This is a genomic window from Escherichia sp. E2661, from assembly GCF_004745185.1.
Lineage (GTDB): Bacteria > Pseudomonadota > Gammaproteobacteria > Enterobacterales > Enterobacteriaceae > Escherichia.
In genome coordinates this window covers 118,757-135,145 of record NZ_PDIG01000037.1, presented here as the reverse complement: position 1 = coordinate 135,145, position 16,389 = coordinate 118,757, and the positions used below count along the sequence as shown (strand labels likewise).

General features: G+C 52.2%; 17 protein-coding genes and 3 pseudogenes. 18 read left to right on the top strand and 2 right to left on the bottom strand.

From position 1 onward, the window contains the following. Window positions 1-51: 51 nt before the first annotated feature. Window positions 52-1,540: pseudogene (gene amyA, locus CRI63_RS19725) on the top strand (alpha-amylase). A 120-nt stretch (window positions 1,541-1,660) separates the two neighbouring features. On the opposite strand, the gene yedD reads toward amyA, so the two are convergent. Beyond that, window positions 1,661-2,074, bottom strand: a complete 414-nt coding sequence (gene yedD / locus CRI63_RS19720) for a lipoprotein YedD (protein ID WP_064529329.1) — start codon at window positions 2,072-2,074, stop codon at window positions 1,661-1,663. Window positions 2,075-2,259: 185 nt separating this feature from the next. On the opposite strand from yedD, the gene yedE reads away from it, so the two are divergent. The 4 genes from yedE (at window position 2,260) to CRI63_RS19700 (ending at window position 5,172) form a co-directional block, all read left to right on the top strand. Continuing rightward, window positions 2,260-3,465: a selenium metabolism membrane protein YedE/FdhT gene (gene yedE, locus CRI63_RS19715; protein WP_130208577.1), complete on the top strand. Its 1,206-nt coding sequence runs from the start codon at window positions 2,260-2,262 to the stop codon at window positions 3,463-3,465. Then, entirely contained in the window at window positions 3,462-3,695 is a 234-nt protein-coding gene (gene yedF, locus CRI63_RS19710; protein ID WP_000790504.1) for a sulfurtransferase-like selenium metabolism protein YedF, read from the top strand. Before yedE ends, yedF begins: the two co-directional genes overlap by 4 nt. 189 nt (window positions 3,696-3,884) lie before the next feature. Continuing rightward, window positions 3,885-4,289: a DUF1398 domain-containing protein gene (locus CRI63_RS19705; RefSeq protein ID WP_130218640.1), complete on the top strand. Its 405-nt coding sequence runs from the start codon at window positions 3,885-3,887 to the stop codon at window positions 4,287-4,289. 403 nt (window positions 4,290-4,692) lie between these two features. Beyond that, entirely contained in the window at window positions 4,693-5,172 is a 480-nt protein-coding gene (locus CRI63_RS19700) for a GNAT family N-acetyltransferase (RefSeq protein ID WP_130223609.1), read from the top strand. Window positions 5,173-5,284: 112 nt separating this feature from the next. Here CRI63_RS19700 and fliE read toward each other — a convergent pair whose 3' ends face one another. Beyond that, a complete protein-coding gene (fliE, locus tag CRI63_RS19695) occupies window positions 5,285-5,599 on the bottom strand; it encodes a flagellar hook-basal body complex protein FliE (protein WP_130216481.1) in 315 nt (104 codons plus the stop codon). Window positions 5,600-5,813: 214 nt separating this feature from the next. Here fliE and fliF point away from each other — a divergent pair, with 214 nt between their 5' ends. From fliF to fliR, 13 genes and pseudogenes are all read left to right on the top strand, one after another. Continuing rightward, entirely contained in the window at window positions 5,814-7,472 is a 1,659-nt protein-coding gene (fliF, locus tag CRI63_RS19690) for a flagellar basal-body MS-ring/collar protein FliF (RefSeq protein ID WP_135489151.1), read from the top strand. Further along, window positions 7,465-8,460, top strand: coding sequence for a flagellar motor switch protein FliG (gene fliG, locus CRI63_RS19685; protein ID WP_032184453.1), 996 nt, complete (start codon window positions 7,465-7,467; stop codon window positions 8,458-8,460). The genes fliF and fliG overlap by 8 nt, the downstream gene beginning before the upstream one ends. Continuing rightward, entirely contained in the window at window positions 8,453-9,139 is a 687-nt protein-coding gene (gene fliH / locus CRI63_RS19680; protein WP_135520525.1) for a flagellar assembly protein FliH, read from the top strand. Before fliG ends, fliH begins: the two co-directional genes overlap by 8 nt. Then, window positions 9,139-10,508 (top strand): annotated as a pseudogene (gene fliI / locus CRI63_RS19675) (flagellar protein export ATPase FliI). Before fliH ends, fliI begins: the two are co-directional and overlap by 1 nt. 21 nt (window positions 10,509-10,529) lie before the next feature. Beyond that, window positions 10,530-10,973: a flagellar export protein FliJ gene (gene fliJ, locus CRI63_RS19670; protein ID WP_130208591.1), complete on the top strand. Its 444-nt coding sequence runs from the start codon at window positions 10,530-10,532 to the stop codon at window positions 10,971-10,973. Then, complete coding sequence (locus tag CRI63_RS19665) at window positions 10,970-12,097, top strand: flagellar hook-length control protein FliK (RefSeq protein ID WP_135520523.1); 1,128 nt, start codon at window positions 10,970-10,972, stop codon at window positions 12,095-12,097. Before fliJ ends, CRI63_RS19665 begins: the two co-directional genes overlap by 4 nt. Before the next feature lie 104 nt (window positions 12,098-12,201). After that, window positions 12,202-12,666, top strand: a complete 465-nt coding sequence (fliL, locus tag CRI63_RS19660; RefSeq protein WP_135492736.1) for a flagellar basal body-associated protein FliL — start codon at window positions 12,202-12,204, stop codon at window positions 12,664-12,666. Between the two features lie 4 nt (window positions 12,667-12,670). Continuing rightward, window positions 12,671-13,675, top strand: coding sequence for a flagellar motor switch protein FliM (gene fliM / locus CRI63_RS19655; protein WP_135520521.1), 1,005 nt, complete (start codon window positions 12,671-12,673; stop codon window positions 13,673-13,675). After that, a complete protein-coding gene (fliN, locus tag CRI63_RS19650; RefSeq protein WP_130208597.1) occupies window positions 13,672-14,085 on the top strand; it encodes a flagellar motor switch protein FliN in 414 nt (137 codons plus the stop codon). The genes fliM and fliN overlap by 4 nt, the downstream gene beginning before the upstream one ends. A 2-nt stretch (window positions 14,086-14,087) precedes the next feature. Further along, on the top strand, window positions 14,088-14,453 hold the full coding sequence (gene fliO / locus CRI63_RS19645; protein ID WP_135520519.1) for a flagellar biosynthetic protein FliO: 366 nt from the start codon (window positions 14,088-14,090) through the stop codon (window positions 14,451-14,453). Continuing rightward, window positions 14,453-15,190, top strand: a complete 738-nt coding sequence (fliP, locus tag CRI63_RS19640; protein ID WP_135520517.1) for a flagellar type III secretion system pore protein FliP — start codon at window positions 14,453-14,455, stop codon at window positions 15,188-15,190. Before fliO ends, fliP begins: the two co-directional genes overlap by 1 nt. Before the next feature lie 9 nt (window positions 15,191-15,199). Continuing rightward, window positions 15,200-15,469, top strand: a complete 270-nt coding sequence (gene fliQ / locus CRI63_RS19635; RefSeq protein WP_000187358.1) for a flagellar biosynthesis protein FliQ — start codon at window positions 15,200-15,202, stop codon at window positions 15,467-15,469. A gap of 8 nt (window positions 15,470-15,477) precedes the next feature. Next, a pseudogene (fliR, locus tag CRI63_RS19630) lies at window positions 15,478-16,264 on the top strand (flagellar biosynthetic protein FliR). Window positions 16,265-16,389: the final 125 nt, after the last annotated feature.

Sequence of the window (16,389 nt, the reverse complement as noted above, 5' to 3'; positions counted from 1 at the left end):
TAACCTGATTACGGCTACGCTTCTAATGTTCCCCTCATGTGGAGTCGAAGAATGCGTAATCCCACGCTGTTGCAATGCTTTCACTGGTATTACCCTGAAGGCGGCAAGCTCTGGCCCGAGCTTGCCGAGCGCGCCGACGGTTTAAATGATATTGGTATCAATATGGTCTGGCTGCCGCCTGCCTATAAAGGTGCATCGGGCGGATATTCTGTCGGCTACGATTCCTATGATTTATTTGATTTAGGCGAGTTTGATCAAAAAGGCACTGTCGCGACGAAATATGGTGATAAAGCGCAATTGCTTGCGGCCATCGACGCGCTTAAACGCAACGACATCGCCATACTGCTGGATGTGGTGGTGAACCACAAAATGGGTGCCGACGAAAAAGAAGCGATTCGCGTTCAGCGAGTTAACGAAGAGTGTCGCACGCAAATTGATGATGAAATCATCGAATGCGAAGGCTGGACCCGTTACACCTTCCCTGCACGAGCCGGAAAATATTCACAATTTATATGGGACTTCAAATGTTTTAGCGGTATCGACCATATCGAAAACCCGCATGAAGATGGCATCTTTAAAATCGTCAACGACTACACTGGCGAAGGGTGGAATGATCAGGTCGATGATGAATTAGGCAATTTCGATTATCTGATGGGCGAAAATATCGATTTTCGTAACCATGCCGTCACCGAAGAGCTCAAATACTGGGCGCGCTGGGTAATGGAACAAACTCAGTGCGATTGGTTTTCGTCTCGACGCGGTAAAACATATTCCGGCGTGGTTCTATAAAGAGTGGATCGAGCATGTGCAAGAAGTTGCGCCGAAACCACTCTTTATTGTGGCGGAATACTGGTCGCGCGAGGTCGAGAAACTGCAAACGTATATTGATCAGGTGGAAGGTAAAACCATGCTGTTCGATGCACCGCTACAGATGAAATTCCACGAAGCGTCTCGTATGGGGCGTGATTATGATATGACTGAGATTTTTAGCGGCACATTGGTTGAAGTCGATCCTTTCCACGCTGTGACCCTGGTCGCCAACCACGACACCCAGCCGTTACAAGCCCTTGAAGCTCCGGTGGAGCCGTGGTTTAAGCCGCTGGCTTATGCCCTTATTTTGCTACGGGAAAATGGCGTGCCTTCGGTGTTTTACCCTGATCTGTACGGAGCTCATTACGAAGATGTCGGCGGTGACGGTCAAACCTATCCAATCGATATGCCAATAATCGAACAACTTGATGAGCTAATCCTCGCCCGCCAGCGTTTTGCCCACGGTGTACAGACGCTATTTTTCGATCATCCGAACTGTATTGCCTTTAGTCGCAGTGGCACCGATGAATATCCTGGCTGCGTTGTGGTTATGTCGAACGGCGACGATGGCGAAAAGACGATTAATCTGGGGGAGAACTATGGCAATAAAACCTGGCGCGATTTCCTCGGTAATCGACAAGAGAGCATAGTTACCGATGAAAATGGCGAAGCGACTTTTTTTTGCAACGGCGGCAGCGTCAGCGTTTGGGTTATCGAAGAGGTGATTTAAAACCGATCGCTGACAATACACGCATCGTTATTGCGGCGCCGTTACAGTTCCAGGCCCGATAAGCTTGCGTATCGGGCACTTTTTTTGACATGAAAATCCCCCTGGGCCAGGGGAATTTCATTACGGCAGCGGCGTCGGTAACGGCGCTTTTTCCAGCGCGGCGGCACACTCTGCCGTCGGACGAGCCACGCGTTCCATCGTCATGCCATCATACTCAATAGTGTTACCGTCACGCTCAATCTCGTACAGCTCACGTTTCACAGTAACGTTAGTGAGAGAATCAGACATCAGCGTCAGCTTACCCGGTAACGCAATCACTCGCTGCCATTGACGGCAATCCAGGGTATCACCCTCTTTAGTGACAATCAGGCTACCAATCGCTTCCGGGCTGACCAGCGCACGTTGCGGCCCTTTGGTCTGCCAGTACCCTGCCAGCCAGTCTGGCGCGGGGGTTTTTACAACATTATTATAGTTTTCGACTTCGGCACAGCCCGCCAACAACATGAGTGCGCCTGCAATTGCGAGTTTTTTCATCATTCGTCCTGCATGAGAAGAAAAGTGGATTGTGGCATTAAAGCCCTGACGCTGCCAGCCTTTCCAGGCCCAAAGAGAAATTTGATCTAACTATTATTTTTGTGAATTATTGCCACGCAAATAAATTCTCCTGATGTATGATTCGCGACTCTTGTTTAAACCTTCTGAGTTCAGAGGCTACATACATGTCATGGCAGCAATTCAAACAAGCCTGGTTGATTAAATTCTGGGCGCCAATCCCTGCAGTCATCGCGGCGGGCATTCTCTCCACTTACTATTTTGGCATTACCGGCACTTTTTGGGCAGTTACGGGTGAATTTACCCGCTGGGGCGGCCAGCTCCTGCAACTGTTTGGCGTCCATGCTGAAGAGTGGGGCTATTTTAAAATTATCCATCTGGAAGGATCGCCATTAACCCGCATTGACGGGATGATGATTCTCGGTATGTTCGGCGGCTGTTTTGCCGCGGCATTATGGGCCAACAACGTCAAACTGCGCATGCCGCGTAGCCGTATCCGCATTATGCAGGCCATTATTGGCGGGATTATTGCTGGTTTTGGTGCACGTCTGGCGATGGGCTGTAACCTGGCGGCGTTCTTTACCGGCATTCCTCAGTTCTCGCTGCACGCCTGGTTCTTTGCCATCGCCACCGCCATCGGTTCATGGTTTGGCGCGCGCTTTACCCTGCTGCCTGTTTTTCGTATCCCCGTGAAAATGCAGAAAGTCTCTGCCGCCTCACCGCTGACGCAGAAACCAGATCAGGCGCGGCGCCGTTTTCGTCTCGGGATGCTGGTCTTTTTCGGCATGCTTGGCTGGGCGCTGCTGACGGCGATGAACCAACCAAAGCTGGGGCTGGCGATGCTGTTTGGCGTCGGTTTTGGCTTACTGATAGAACGTGCACAAATCTGCTTTACTTCGGCGTTCCGCGACATGTGGATCACCGGACGAACCCACATGGCGAAAGCGATCATTTTCGGTATGGCGGTAAGTGCCATCGGGATTTTCAGTTATGTACAGCTGGGCGTAGAACCTAAAATCATGTGGGCGGGTCCGAACGCGGTAATTGGTGGATTACTGTTTGGTTTTGGTATTGTGCTGGCGGGCGGCTGCGAAACGGGATGGATGTACCGCGCGGTGGAAGGCCAGGTGCATTACTGGTGGGTCGGTCTGGGCAACGTTATTGGCTCCACGATTCTGGCGTATTACTGGGATGATTTCGCCCCGGCACTGGCAACCGACTGGGACAAAATCAACCTGCTAAAAACCTTTGGTCCAATGGGCGGCCTGCTGGTGACATATTTACTATTGTTCGCTGCGCTGATGCTGATTATCGGCTGGGAAAAACGCTTCTTCCGCCGTGCGGCGCCGCAGACAGCTAAGGAGATCGCATGAAAAATATCGTTCCTGATTACCGTCTTGATATGGTGGGTGAGCCCTGCCCTTACCCGGCGGTTGCAACCCTTGAGGCTATGCCGCAGTTAAAAAAAGGCGAGATCCTCGAAGTGGTCAGCGATTGTCCACAGTCGATTAACAATATTCCGCTGGATGCGCGTAATCACGGCTATACGGTACTGGATATTCAGCAAGACGGGCCGACCATTCGTTATTTAATTCAGAAGTAATCTTTTCTCCCGCTGTTTCAGGCAGCGGGAGTCACTTGCTACGAATACTCCGTTGTCTATTTTCCGTACCACAGTTGAATTATTATTCATTCACACAGACACAGCATTAAGTGATCGGACCAGATTGAAGGAATAACACCGATCATGCAAACTACTCTCCCTCACAACTGACGAGAGATTATTTCCCTGATGGATCAGGTTGCTAATTTTCAAAAGATGTTTGAGCAAGTGAGAACGGAGCTAAATTTTTCCTGGTTTTATGCTGAGTTAAAACGTCATCATATTGCACATTATATTTACTATCTTGCCACAGATAACATCAGGATCGTCACGCACGATGACAATGTTTTGTTAATAAGAGGAAGCAGAAGTCTATTAAAAGTCAGTGCCATCAAGGATCCTGAGCAAGTCAAAAAAGCAGCCCGAACTCACATTTCAAGACGGTCAACATTTCGGGAATATTGTATAACGCTTGCAAAGGCTGGTGTTTTTCGGTGGGTTACTGACGTCGGTGATAATAAGCGGCGTTACTATTCTATCGATAATACACTTCTATATATTGAAGATATCGAGAACAACAAACCACTTATTTAGCTGTTCTCACCAACTCAGGTCTGACAGTGGCTGGTTATTAATAAAATTTTCAATGAACGGTTCTGAAATAGCGATTAACTAACGGCTTCATGTTCATGCCTGTGACCATGTATTTTTCGTTGATGACAAAGAAAACCCAGGAGCGCGCCAGATAGCAGGCGGGGTGAATCATCAAGCATCATCGTTCACCGTAGATCTCCCGGTGTGTCATACCCTATACACGCCCATCACTCGATGGGCATTCTGAAAGCAAGTTACTGCGAAGCTTTCTTCCAGCGATGGCTCCATACAATGGTGAGCGGTCATTTTTTACAAACAGAACCGTGTCATAAGAAACATCTATTAGACAACGATGTTTTCGCCTGTTGGTATGTTGTAATTAGACAACCAACAAGAAACAATCATGTTCACTGTCAAAACAGATGATCTCTCCCATCCTGCAGTACAAGAATTAGTGAATTACCATATTTCCGGTATGCAGGAACAATCTCCACCAGAAAGCATCCATGCTTTGGACGTACAAAAACTACGTGATCCGGCAGTGACATTCTGGTCAGCATGGGAAGGAGATCGACTCGCCGGAATTGGCGCGCTGAAGTTACTGGATGATGAACATGGCGAGTTGAAATCAATGCGTACTGCGCCAGACTTTTTACGTCGTGGCGTTGCAAATCTGATTCTACGGCATATTTTGCGGGTTGCACATGACAGACGCCTTCATCGCCTGAGTTTAGAAACAGGAACACATGCTGGGTTTACGGCCTGCCATCAACTTTATCTCAAACATGGCTTCACCGCCTGCGAGCCCTTCGCTGATTATAAACCGGATCCAAATAGCCGTTTTATGACCTTGAACTTATGTGAAAATCATCAATTGTCATGACTGGTACCCCCACCAACTGCGGAAGGAAATGCTGATTATGTGTTTGCATTAACTAACCGCCGCCCCAGGTTTCGTAGGCCTTTTTTTTGTTTTATCGCCTCAGTTACAAAACCTAAACCTGCATGGACATCATTTCCTGGTACGCCGCCACCAGCTTATTACGCACCTGAATCCCCATTTGCATCGAAACCGACGCTTTTTGCATATCGGTCATCACATCGTTTAGCGCCACGCCGGGTTCGCCGAGGGTGAATTTTTCTGCCTGGGTGCGGGCGGCGGTTTGCGTATCACTTATACGATTGAGCGCGGCATGAAGTTGTCCGGCAAAACTGATGCCAGGTTGTGGTAGTGATTCCTGCGCACGGGCACTCATCGCCGTAGCCTGTAACTGGCTGATAACCCCTTCAATCCCCTGTATGGCTGACATATTCATCTCCTGGATCATTTCTGGTAGCAGAGATTAACAGTAAGTCAATAAGATAAAGGCGTTAAATAACGATAAAAAACCGGGTTAATTGGCGCATAGAAAAAAATAAAACCACAAATAATGAGGCCGTCAATTTTTCGAGTTTGCTGACCCGGGAGTGCGTCTTGTTCCACTTTGCCAATAACGCCGTCTTTCATCTGCCGCGAGGTGCGCGATGAATACGACTGCAGCCCAGACAAAATCTCTTGAGTGGCTTAATCGCCTACGCGCGAATCCGAGAATCCCTTTGATTGTTGCTGGTTCCGCTGCAGTGGCAGTGATAGTCGCGTTAGTTCTATGGGCAAAAGCCCCTGATTACCGCACGTTATTCAGCAACCTTTCCGATCAGGATGGTGGCGCGATCGTCAGCCAACTGACGCAGATGAACATCCCTTACCGCTTTAGTGAAGCCAGTGGTGCAATTGAAGTTCCGGCGGATAAGGTTCACGAGTTGCGTCTGCGTCTGGCGCAGCAAGGCTTACCTAAAGGCGGAGCGGTCGGCTTTGAACTGCTCGATCAGGAAAAGTTTGGTATCAGCCAGTTCAGCGAACAGGTGAATTATCAGCGAGCGCTGGAAGGCGAACTTTCTCGTACCATCGAAACTATCGGCCCGGTAAAAGGGGCGCGCGTGCATCTGGCGATGCCGAAACCGTCTTTATTTGTCCGTGAACAAAAATCCCCTTCAGCATCGGTGACGGTAAATCTGTTACCCGGCCGCGCACTCGATGAAGGGCAAATTAGCGCCGTTGTGCATCTGGTTTCCAGTGCAGTAGCTGGGCTGCCACCGGGTAACGTTACACTGGTGGATCAAGGTGGGCATCTGTTAACCCAGTCCAACACCAGCGGGCGCGATCTCAATGACGTTCAGTTGAAATATACCAGCGATGTCGAAGGCCGCATTCAGCGTCGTATTGAAGCAATTCTGTCGCCTATTGTCGGCAACGGCAATATTCATGCGCAAGTCACAGCGCAGCTGGATTTCGCCAGTAAAGAGCAAACAGAAGAGCAGTATCGCCCTAATGGCAATGAGTCACAGGCAGCGCTTCGTTCCCGTCAACTGAATGAAAGCGAGCAAAGCGGTTCCGGTTATCCGGGCGGCGTGCCGGGGGCATTATCTAATCAACCCGCGCCCGCAAATAACGCGCCGATCAGTACGCCTCCGGCAAATCAAAACAATCGCCAGCAACAGACGAGCACCACCAGCAATAGTGGACCGCGCAGCACACAGCGTAATGAAACCAGCAACTACGAAGTCGATCGCACCATTCGTCATACCAAAATGAACGTCGGCGACGTGCAACGTCTGTCTGTCGCGGTAGTGGTGAATTACAAAACGCTGCCGGATGGCAAACCGTTGCCACTGAGCGCCGAACAGATGAAACAAATTGATGATCTGACCCGCGAGGCAATGGGCTTTTCGGAAAAACGCGGTGATTCGCTCAATGTCGTCAACTCGCCGTTTACCAGTAGTGATGAAAGTGGTGGTGAGTTGCCGTTCTGGCAACAACAAGCGTTTATCGATCAGTTGCTGGCTGCCGGTCGCTGGTTGCTGGTACTGCTGGTGGCGTGGCTGCTGTGGCGTAAAGCGGTACGTCCGCAATTAATCCGCCGCGCTGAGGTGGTGAAAGCCGTTCAGCAACAGACACAAACTCGCCAGGAGACGGAAGATGCAGTGGAAGTACGCCTGAGCAAAGACGAACAACTGCAACAACGCCGCGCTAACCAACGTCTGGGGGCTGAGGTAATGAGCCAGCGCATCCGCGACATGTCTGATAACGATCCGCGCGTAGTGGCGCTGGTCATTCGCCAGTGGATAAATAACGATCATGAGTAACCTGACAGGCACCGATAAAAGCGTCATTCTGCTGATGACCATCGGCGAAGACCGGGCGGCAGAGGTATTCAAGCACCTGTCCCAACGAGAAGTGCAAACCCTGAGCGCGGCAATGGCGAACGTCTCGCAGATCTCCAACAAACAATTAACTGAAGTACTGGCAGAGTTTGAACAAGAAGCCGAACAGTTTGCCGCACTGAATATTAACGCCAATGATTATCTGCGTTCAGTGCTGGTCAAAGCGCTGGGCGAAGAGCGTGCCGCCAGCCTGCTGGAAGATATTCTCGAAACCCGCGACACTGCCAGCGGTATTGAAACGCTCAACTTTATGGAGCCACAGAGCGCCGCCGATCTGATTCGCGATGAACATCCACAGATTATCGCCACCATTCTGGTGCATCTGAAACGCGCTCAAGCCGCCGATATTCTGGCGTTGTTCGATGAACGCCTGCGCCACGACGTGATGCTACGTATCGCTACCTTTGGCGGCGTACAACCTGCCGCGCTGGCTGAGCTGACAGAAGTGCTGAATGGCCTGCTCGACGGTCAGAATCTCAAGCGCAGCAAAATGGGCGGCGTGAGAACGGCAGCGGAAATTATCAACCTGATGAAAACTCAGCAGGAAGAAGCGGTTATTACCGCCGTGCGTGAATTTGACGGCGAACTGGCGCAGAAAATCATCGACGAGATGTTCCTGTTCGAAAATCTGGTGGATGTCGACGATCGCAGCATCCAGCGTCTGTTGCAGGAAGTGGATTCCGAATCGCTGCTGATCGCGCTGAAAGGGGCCGAGCAGCCGCTACGCGAAAAATTCCTGCGCAATATGTCGCAACGTGCCGCCGATATTCTGCGCGACGATCTCGCCAACCGTGGTCCGGTGCGTCTGTCACAGGTGGAAAACGAACAGAAAGCGATTCTGCTGATTGTGCGCCGCCTTGCCGAAACCGGCGAGATGGTGATTGGCAGCGGCGAGGATACCTATGTCTGATAATCTGCCGTGGAAAACCTGGACGCCGGACGATCTCGCGCCACCCCAGGCGGAGTTTGTGCCACTGATGGAGCCAGAAGAAACCGTCACTGAAGAGGCCGAACCCAGCCTTGAGCAACAACTGGCGCAACTGCAAATGCAGGCCCACGAGCAAGGTTATCAGGCAGGGATTGCCGAAGGTCGCCAGCAAGGCCATGAACAAGGCTATCAGGAAGGTCTGGCTCAGGGGCTGGAACAAGGACTGGCACAGGCAAAATCCCAGCAAGCGCCGGTTCATGCCCGGATGCAGCAACTGGTCAGCGAGTTTCAGACCACCCTTGACGCGCTGGATAGCGTGATTGCTTCACGCCTGATGCAGATGGCGCTGGAGGCAGCGCGTCAGGTGATCGGCCAGACGCCAACGGTGGATAACTCGGCACTGATCAAACAGATCCAACAGTTGTTGCAGCAAGAACCGTTATTCAGTGGCAAACCGCAGCTACGCGTGCATCCGGATGATCTGAAACGTGTTGATGAGATGCTCGGCGCAACCTTAAGTTTGCATGGCTGGCGCTTGCGCGGCGATCCGACTCTGCATCCTGGCGGTTGTAAAGTCTCCGCTGATGAAGGCGATCTCGACGCCAGTGTCGCCACCCGCTGGCAAGAACTCTGCCGTCTGGCAGCGCCAGGAGTGGTGTAATGACCACGCGCCTGACACGTTGGCTAACCACGCTGGATAATTTTGAAGCCAAAATGGCTCAGTTGCCTGCGGTGCGTCGCTACGGGCGATTAACCCGCGCCACCGGGCTGGTGCTGGAAGCCACCGGATTGCAACTGCCGCTCGGCGCAACCTGTGTCATTGAACGTCAGAACGGCACTGAAACGCACGAAGTGGAAAGCGAAGTGGTTGGCTTTAACGGTCAACGGCTGTTTTTAATGCCGCTGGAGGAAGTGGAAGGCGTGCTGCCCGGCGCACGCGTTTACGCCAGAAATATCTCCGGCGATGGGCTGCAAAGCGGCAAGCAGCTTCCACTTGGTCCGGCGTTATTAGGTCGCGTTCTGGACGGCAGCGGTAAACCGCTCGATGGTCTGCCCTCCCCCGATACGACGGAAACTGGCGCCCTGATTACCCCGCCGTTTAACCCGTTGCAACGTACACCGATTGAGCATGTGCTGGATACGGGCGTGCGCCCAATTAATGCCCTGCTTACCGTCGGGCGCGGGCAGCGTATGGGGCTGTTTGCCGGATCTGGCGTTGGTAAAAGTGTGCTGCTGGGAATGATGGCACGCTACACGCGTGCCGATGTGATCGTCGTTGGTTTGATTGGTGAACGTGGGCGCGAAGTAAAAGATTTTATTGAAAATATTCTCGGTGCCGAAGGGCGTGCGCGCTCCGTGGTGATTGCCGCTCCGGCGGATGTTTCTCCGCTCCTGCGAATGCAAGGTGCCGCCTATGCCACGCGCATTGCCGAAGATTTTCGCGATCGTGGTCAGCATGTGTTGCTGATTATGGACTCCCTCACCCGCTACGCGATGGCCCAGCGTGAGATTGCGCTGGCGATTGGCGAACCACCCGCCACCAAAGGTTATCCGCCGTCGGTATTCGCCAAATTACCGGCGCTGGTCGAACGTGCCGGAAACGGAATCAGCGGCGGCGGCTCGATTACCGCGTTTTATACCGTGCTCACCGAAGGCGATGACCAGCAGGATCCGATTGCCGACTCCGCGCGGGCGATCCTCGACGGTCACATCGTGCTGTCTCGCCGTCTGGCAGAAGCCGGGCACTATCCGGCGATTGATATTGAAGCCTCAATCAGCCGTGCAATGACGGCGTTGATCAGTGAGCAGCATTACGCGCGGGTACGCACCTTCAAACAGCTGTTGTCGAGTTTTCAGCGTAACCGCGATCTGGTTAGCGTCGGCGCGTATGCCAAAGGCAGCGATCCAATGCTCGATAAAGCTATCGCCTTGTGGCCGCAGCTGGAGGGCTATTTGCAACAAGGCATTTTTGACGCGCGGACTGGGAAGACTCTCTCCAGGGGCTGGAACGTATTTTTCCGACGGTGTGATTACGCAGGAGATAGCAACAGATGGCAGAACATGGCGCCCTGGCGACCCTGAAAGATCTGGCAGAAAAAGAGGTGGATAATGCGGCCCGCCTGCTGGGTGAAATGCGTCGCGGATGTCAGCAGGCGGAAGAACAACTCAAAATGCTGATCGATTATCAAAACGAATATCGCAGCAACCTGAACAACGACATGAGTGCAGGAATGACCAGTAATCGCTGGATCAACTACCAGCAGTTCATTCAGACGCTGGAAAAGGCCATTACCCAGCACCGCCAGCAGCTTAATCAGTGGACGCAGAAAGTTGACATTGCTCTGAACAGCTGGCGAGAAAAGAAACAACGCTTGCAGGCCTGGCAGACCCTCCAGGAACGGCAATCCACGGCGGCCCTGTTAGCAGAAAACCGCCTCGATCAGAAAAAGATGGACGAGTTCGCCCAGCGCGCCGCCATGAGGAAAACTGAATGATTCGTTTAGCGCCCTTGATTACCGCTGACGTTGACACATCCACATTGCCCGGTGCTAGCGCCACTGACACGGCACTGGATTTTCTTGCGTTGTTGAGCGGGGCATTAGCAGGAGATGCAGCACCAGGCAAAGCTTCGCCATTGCTTCAGGTTGCAGTGGATACCCCACACGCGCAAAGTAAAGAACGCGCCAACGAAATTCTGGCCGGGGTACTGCCGTCTGATTTACACATCGCTACTGACGAAACGCTGGCTGAAATAACCGCAGCACGACCCGATACAACGCCGCTGACGACGGCTCTGGTTAATACGCTGGCAGCCATGCCAGAAAAGGAGACGGTCGCCGACGATAAAACGGATGACCTTAATGAAGATGCTGTCGCCAGCCTGAGCGCCCTTTTTGCTATGCTGCCCGGTTTTGACAATACCCCCAAAGTGACTGATGCGCCTGTAACAACGTTACCGACGCAGAAGCAAGCACTCTCAACCAAACTGACTACCGCGCAACTCGCAACAGCACAACCTGACGACGCCCCTGGCGCGCCAGATCAGCCATTAACACCGCTGGTCGCTGAAGCCCAGAGTAAAGCGGAGGTCATCAGCACGCCTTCACCTGTTACTACTGTCGCCAGTCCGCTAATTACTCCGCACCAGACGCAGCCACTGCCCACCGTCGCAGCGCCTGTTTTGAGCGCACCGCTGGGTTCCCACGAATGGCAACAATCCTTAAGCCAGCATATTTCGCTGTTTACCCGCCAGGGGCAACAAAGTGCCGAACTGCGTTTGCATCCGCAAGATTTAGGCGAAGTGCAAATCTCCCTTAAGGTGGATGACAACCAGGCGCAAATTCAGATGGTTTCACCGCATCAGCACGTGCGCGCCGCTCTGGAAGCGGCTTTGCCGGTACTGCGCACACAACTGGCAGAAAGCGGAATTCAGTTGGGGCAGAGCAATATCAGCGGAGAGAGTTTTAGCGGTCAGCAGCAGGCAGCTTCCGAGCAACAACAACGTCCACGCACATCAGGCCATGAACGCCTGACAACCGAGGATGACGATGCATTGCCAGTTCCCACAACTCTCCAGAGAGTTTCATCGGGCAATAGTGGCGTCGATATTTTCGCCTAACGTCAGAGGTAGCACCTTAATCCGCGTCTTTTCCCCGCTTTGCCACACTTAAGACGCAGGATAATTAGCCGATAAGCAGTAGCGACACAGGAAGACCGCAACACATGACTGATTACGCGATAAGCAAGAAAAGCAGGCGATCGCTTTGGCTCCCGATCCTGGTATTCATCACTCTCGCGGCCTGTGCCAGCGCGGGTTACAGCTACTGGCATTCGCAACAAGTGACCGCTGGCGACAAAGCACAGCAACGCGTCGTACTCTCACCTGTCTTCTATGCGCTGGACACTTTTACGGTCAATCTTGGCGATGCAGATCGCGTGCTTTATATCGGTATAACGCTGCGACTGAAAGATGAAGCCACCCGTTCGCGGTTGAGCGAGTATTTGCCGGAAGTCCGCAGTCGTTTGCTGTTACTGTTTTCGCGCCAGGATGCCGCCGTGCTGGCAACGGAAGAAGGCAAGCAACAACTGATTGCCGCAATTAAAGCCACACTTTCCCCCCCGCTTGTTGCCGGGCAACCGAAACAGGATGTCACCGACGTGCTGTATACCGCTTTTATTCTGCGATAACGACATGGGCGATAGTATTCTTTCTCAAGCTGAAATTGATGTGCTGTTGAATGGTGACAGCGAGGTCAAAGACGAACCGACAACCAGTGTTAGCGGCGAAAGTGACATTCGTCCGTACGATCCCAACACGCAACGCCGGGTTGTTCGCGAACGGTTACAGGCGCTGGAAATCATCAATGAACGTTTTGCCCGCCATTTTCGTATGGGGCTGTTCAACCTGCTGCGCCGTAGCCCGGACATTACCGTCGGGGCCATCCGCATACAGCCGTACCATGAATTTGCCCGCAACCTGCCGGTGCCGACCAACCTGAACCTTATCCATCTGAAACCGCTGCGCGGAACAGGGCTGGTGGTGTTTTCGCCGAGTCTGGTGTTTATCGCCGTGGATAACCTGTTTGGCGGCGATGGACGCTTCCCTACCAAAGTAGAAGGTCGTGAGTTTACTCATACCGAACAGCGCGTCATCAATCGCATGTTGAAGCTGGCACTTGAAGGCTATAGCGACGCGTGGAAGGCGATTAATCCGCTGGAAGTCGAGTACGTTCGTTCCGAAATGCAGGTGAAATTTACCAATATCACCACCTCACCGAACGACATTGTGGTTAACACGCCGTTCCATGTGGAGATTGGCAACCTGACCGGCGAATTTAATATCTGCCTGCCATTCAGCATGATCGAGCCGCTGAGGGAATTGTTGGTTAACCCGCCGCTGGAAAACTCGCGTAATGAAGATCAGAACTGGCGCGATAACCTGGTGCGCCAGGTTCAGCATTCACAGCTGGAGCTGGTTGCCAACTTTGCCGATATTTCGCTGCGCCTGTCGCAGATTTTAAAGCTGAAGCCCGGCGATGTCCTGCCGATAGAAAAACCCGATCGCATCATCGCCCATGTTGACGGCGTTCCGGTACTGACCAGCCAGTACGGCACCATCAACGGTCAGTATGCGTTACGGATAGAACATTTGATTAACCCGATTTTGAATTCTCTGAACGAGGAACAGCCCAAATGAGTGACTTGAATAATCCGGCAGATGACAACAACGGCGCAATGGACGATCTGTGGGCTGAAGCGTTAGGCGAACAAAAATCAACAAGCGGCAAAAGCGCAGCTGAAGCGGTGTTCCAGCAACTTGGCGGCGGCGACGTCAGTGGAACATTGCAGGATATCGACCTGATTATGGATATTCCGGTTAAGCTGACCGTCGAACTGGGCCGCACACGAATGACCATCAAAGAGTTGTTGCGTCTGACGCAAGGGTCAGTCGTGGCGTTGGACGGTCTGGCGGGCGAACCACTGGATATTCTGATCAACGGTTATTTAATTGCTCAGGGTGAAGTTGTCGTAGTCGCTGATAAATATGGCGTGCGGATCACCGATATCATTACCCCATCCGAGCGGATGCGCCGCCTGAGCCGTTAGTGATGAATAACCACGCTACTGTACAACCTTCCGCGCCGGTTTCTGCTGCTCCGCTCCTTCAGGTGAGCGGCGCGCTAATTGCCATTATTGTCCTGATCCTCGCTGCGGCCTGGCTGGTAAAAAGGCTGGGATTTGCTCCCAAACGTAATGGCACGAACGGGCTGAAAGTCAGCGCTAGTGCCTCGTTGGGGGCGCGTGAACGGGTCGTGGTGGTCGATGTGGAAGATACGCGACTGGTGCTCGGCGTTACTGCCGGGCAAATCAATCTGCTGCATAAACTTCCCCCTTCTGCGCCAACGGAAGAGTTACCTCAAGCCGATTTTCAGTCGGTCATGAAAAATTTACTTAAGCGTGGCGGGAGAGCCTGATGCGTCATCTCTTGTCTGTCGCACCGGCCCTTCTCTGGCTGTTTACTCCCCTCGCCTTTGCTCAACTGCCTGGCATCACCAGCCAGCCGCTGCCTGGCGGTGGACAAAGCTGGTCACTCCCGGTGCAGACGCTGGTGTTCATCACCTCGCTGACTTTTATTCCGGCAATTTTACTGATGATGACCAGCTTCACCCGCATCATCATTGTTTTTGGTTTATTGCGTAACGCTCTGGGAACGCCCTCCGCGCCGCCCAACCAGGTATTGCTGGGGCTGGCGCTGTTTTTGACCTTTTTTATTATGTCTCCGGTAATCGACAAAATTTATGTCGATGCGTATCAGCCGTTCAGCGAAGAGACAATTTCAATGCAGGAGGCACTGGAAAAAGGGGCGCAGCCACTGCGTGAGTTTATGCTGCGCCAGACCCGCGAGGCGGATTTAGGGTTGTTTGCCAGGCTGGCGAATACCGGCCCGTTGCAGGGACCTGAAGCAGTACCGATGCGCATTTTGCTCCCGGCCTACGTGACCAGCGAGTTGAAAACCGCCTTCCAGATAGGCTTCACGATTTTCATTCCGTTTTTGATTATCGACCTGGTTATTGCAAGCGTGTTGATGGCATTGGGGATGATGATGGTTCCCCCCGCGACCATTGCTCTGCCGTTTAAACTGATGCTGTTTGTACTGGTGGATGGCTGGCAATTGCTGGTTGGTTCACTGGCGCAGAGCTTTTACAGCTAGAGAGGCCAAATGACACCCGAATCGGTCATGATGATGGGGACAGAAGCGATGAAAGTCGCGCTGGCACTGGCTGCCCCGCTGTTGCTGGTGGCGCTGGTCACCGGTCTTATCATCAGCATTTTGCAGGCCGCCACGCAGATTAACGAAATGACGCTGTCGTTTATTCCGAAAATCATCGCCGTATTTATCGCCATTATTATTGCCGGACCGTGGATGCTCAACCTGTTGCTGGATTACGTTCGTACCTTATTCACTAACCTGCCGTATATCATCGGGTAATCGATGTAATGTTGCAGGTAACAAGCGATCAATGGCTTTCCTGGTTAAGCCTGTATTTCTGGCCATTACTGCGTGTGCTGGCGCTGATCTCCACCGCGCCCATTTTGAGCGAACGCAGCGTGCCAAAACGGGTAAAACTAGGCCTCGCAATGATGATCACGTTCGCCATTGCTCCGGCAATCCCCGCCAACGATGTTGCCGTTTTTTCGTTCTATGCCCTATGGCTGGCGGTGCAGCAAATCCTGATCGGCATTGCACTTGGCTTTACCATGCAATTTGCCTTTGCCGCTGTGCGAACCGCTGGCGAAATTATCGGTCTGCAAATGGGGCTGTCATTTGCGACGTTCGTCGATCCTGGCAGCCATCTCAATATGCCCGTCTTAGCGCGCATTATGGATATGCTGGCGTTACTGCTATTCCTGACATTTAACGGTCATTTATGGTTGATTTCACTGCTGGTCGATACGTTTCACACTCTACCCATTGGTGGCGAGCCGCTGAACAGCAATGCATTTCTGGCACTCACCAAAGCAGGGAGTCTGATTTTCCTTAACGGGTTGATGCTGGCGTTACCGCTGATTACCCTGTTGCTGACCCTGAATCTGGCATTAGGTTTACTGAATCGCATGGCCCCGCAATTATCAATTTTTTGTTATTGGTTTTCCATTAACGTTGACTGTCGGCATCTCATTAATGGCGGCATTAATGCCGTTAATTGCTCCTTTTTGCGAACATTTATTTAGTGAAATTTTTAATTTGCTGGCGGATATTATCAGCGAATTGCCTGTAATATGATTCCCTAATGTTTCTCTTGTTATCCTAAGGATTATCTGAAAAATAATACCAACGAACATCTTCCAGGATACTCCTGTGGCGAAATATTTGTTTTAACCTCACTCACATATCGCAACATTTACTTT

What these genes read in the sequence shown, in the direction of transcription:
- fliE (WP_130216481.1), bottom strand. Translation starts at nt 5,599, where the DNA reads ATGTCAGCCATACAGGGGATTGAAGGGGTTATCAGCCAGTTACAGGCT.
- fliN (WP_130208597.1), top strand. Translation starts at nt 13,672, where the DNA reads ATGAGTGACTTGAATAATCCGGCAGATGACAACAACGGCGCAATGGAC.
- yedE (WP_130208577.1), top strand. Translation starts at nt 2,260, where the DNA reads ATGTCATGGCAGCAATTCAAACAAGCCTGGTTGATTAAATTCTGGGCG.
- yedD (WP_064529329.1), bottom strand. Translation starts at nt 2,074, where the DNA reads ATGAAAAAACTCGCAATTGCAGGCGCACTCATGTTGTTGGCGGGCTGT.
- CRI63_RS19700 (WP_130223609.1), top strand. Translation starts at nt 4,693, where the DNA reads ATGTTCACTGTCAAAACAGATGATCTCTCCCATCCTGCAGTACAAGAA.
- fliP (WP_135520517.1), top strand. Translation starts at nt 14,453, where the DNA reads ATGCGTCATCTCTTGTCTGTCGCACCGGCCCTTCTCTGGCTGTTTACT.
- fliQ (WP_000187358.1), top strand. Translation starts at nt 15,200, where the DNA reads ATGACACCCGAATCGGTCATGATGATGGGGACAGAAGCGATGAAAGTC.
- fliF (WP_135489151.1), top strand. Translation starts at nt 5,814, where the DNA reads ATGAATACGACTGCAGCCCAGACAAAATCTCTTGAGTGGCTTAATCGC.
- CRI63_RS19665 (WP_135520523.1), top strand. Translation starts at nt 10,970, where the DNA reads ATGATTCGTTTAGCGCCCTTGATTACCGCTGACGTTGACACATCCACA.
- fliO (WP_135520519.1), top strand. Translation starts at nt 14,088, where the DNA reads ATGAATAACCACGCTACTGTACAACCTTCCGCGCCGGTTTCTGCTGCT.
- fliM (WP_135520521.1), top strand. Translation starts at nt 12,671, where the DNA reads ATGGGCGATAGTATTCTTTCTCAAGCTGAAATTGATGTGCTGTTGAAT.
- fliG (WP_032184453.1), top strand. Translation starts at nt 7,465, where the DNA reads ATGAGTAACCTGACAGGCACCGATAAAAGCGTCATTCTGCTGATGACC.
- fliL (WP_135492736.1), top strand. Translation starts at nt 12,202, where the DNA reads ATGACTGATTACGCGATAAGCAAGAAAAGCAGGCGATCGCTTTGGCTC.
- fliJ (WP_130208591.1), top strand. Translation starts at nt 10,530, where the DNA reads ATGGCAGAACATGGCGCCCTGGCGACCCTGAAAGATCTGGCAGAAAAA.
- fliH (WP_135520525.1), top strand. Translation starts at nt 8,453, where the DNA reads ATGTCTGATAATCTGCCGTGGAAAACCTGGACGCCGGACGATCTCGCG.
- yedF (WP_000790504.1), top strand. Translation starts at nt 3,462, where the DNA reads ATGAAAAATATCGTTCCTGATTACCGTCTTGATATGGTGGGTGAGCCC.
- CRI63_RS19705 (WP_130218640.1), top strand. Translation starts at nt 3,885, where the DNA reads ATGGATCAGGTTGCTAATTTTCAAAAGATGTTTGAGCAAGTGAGAACG.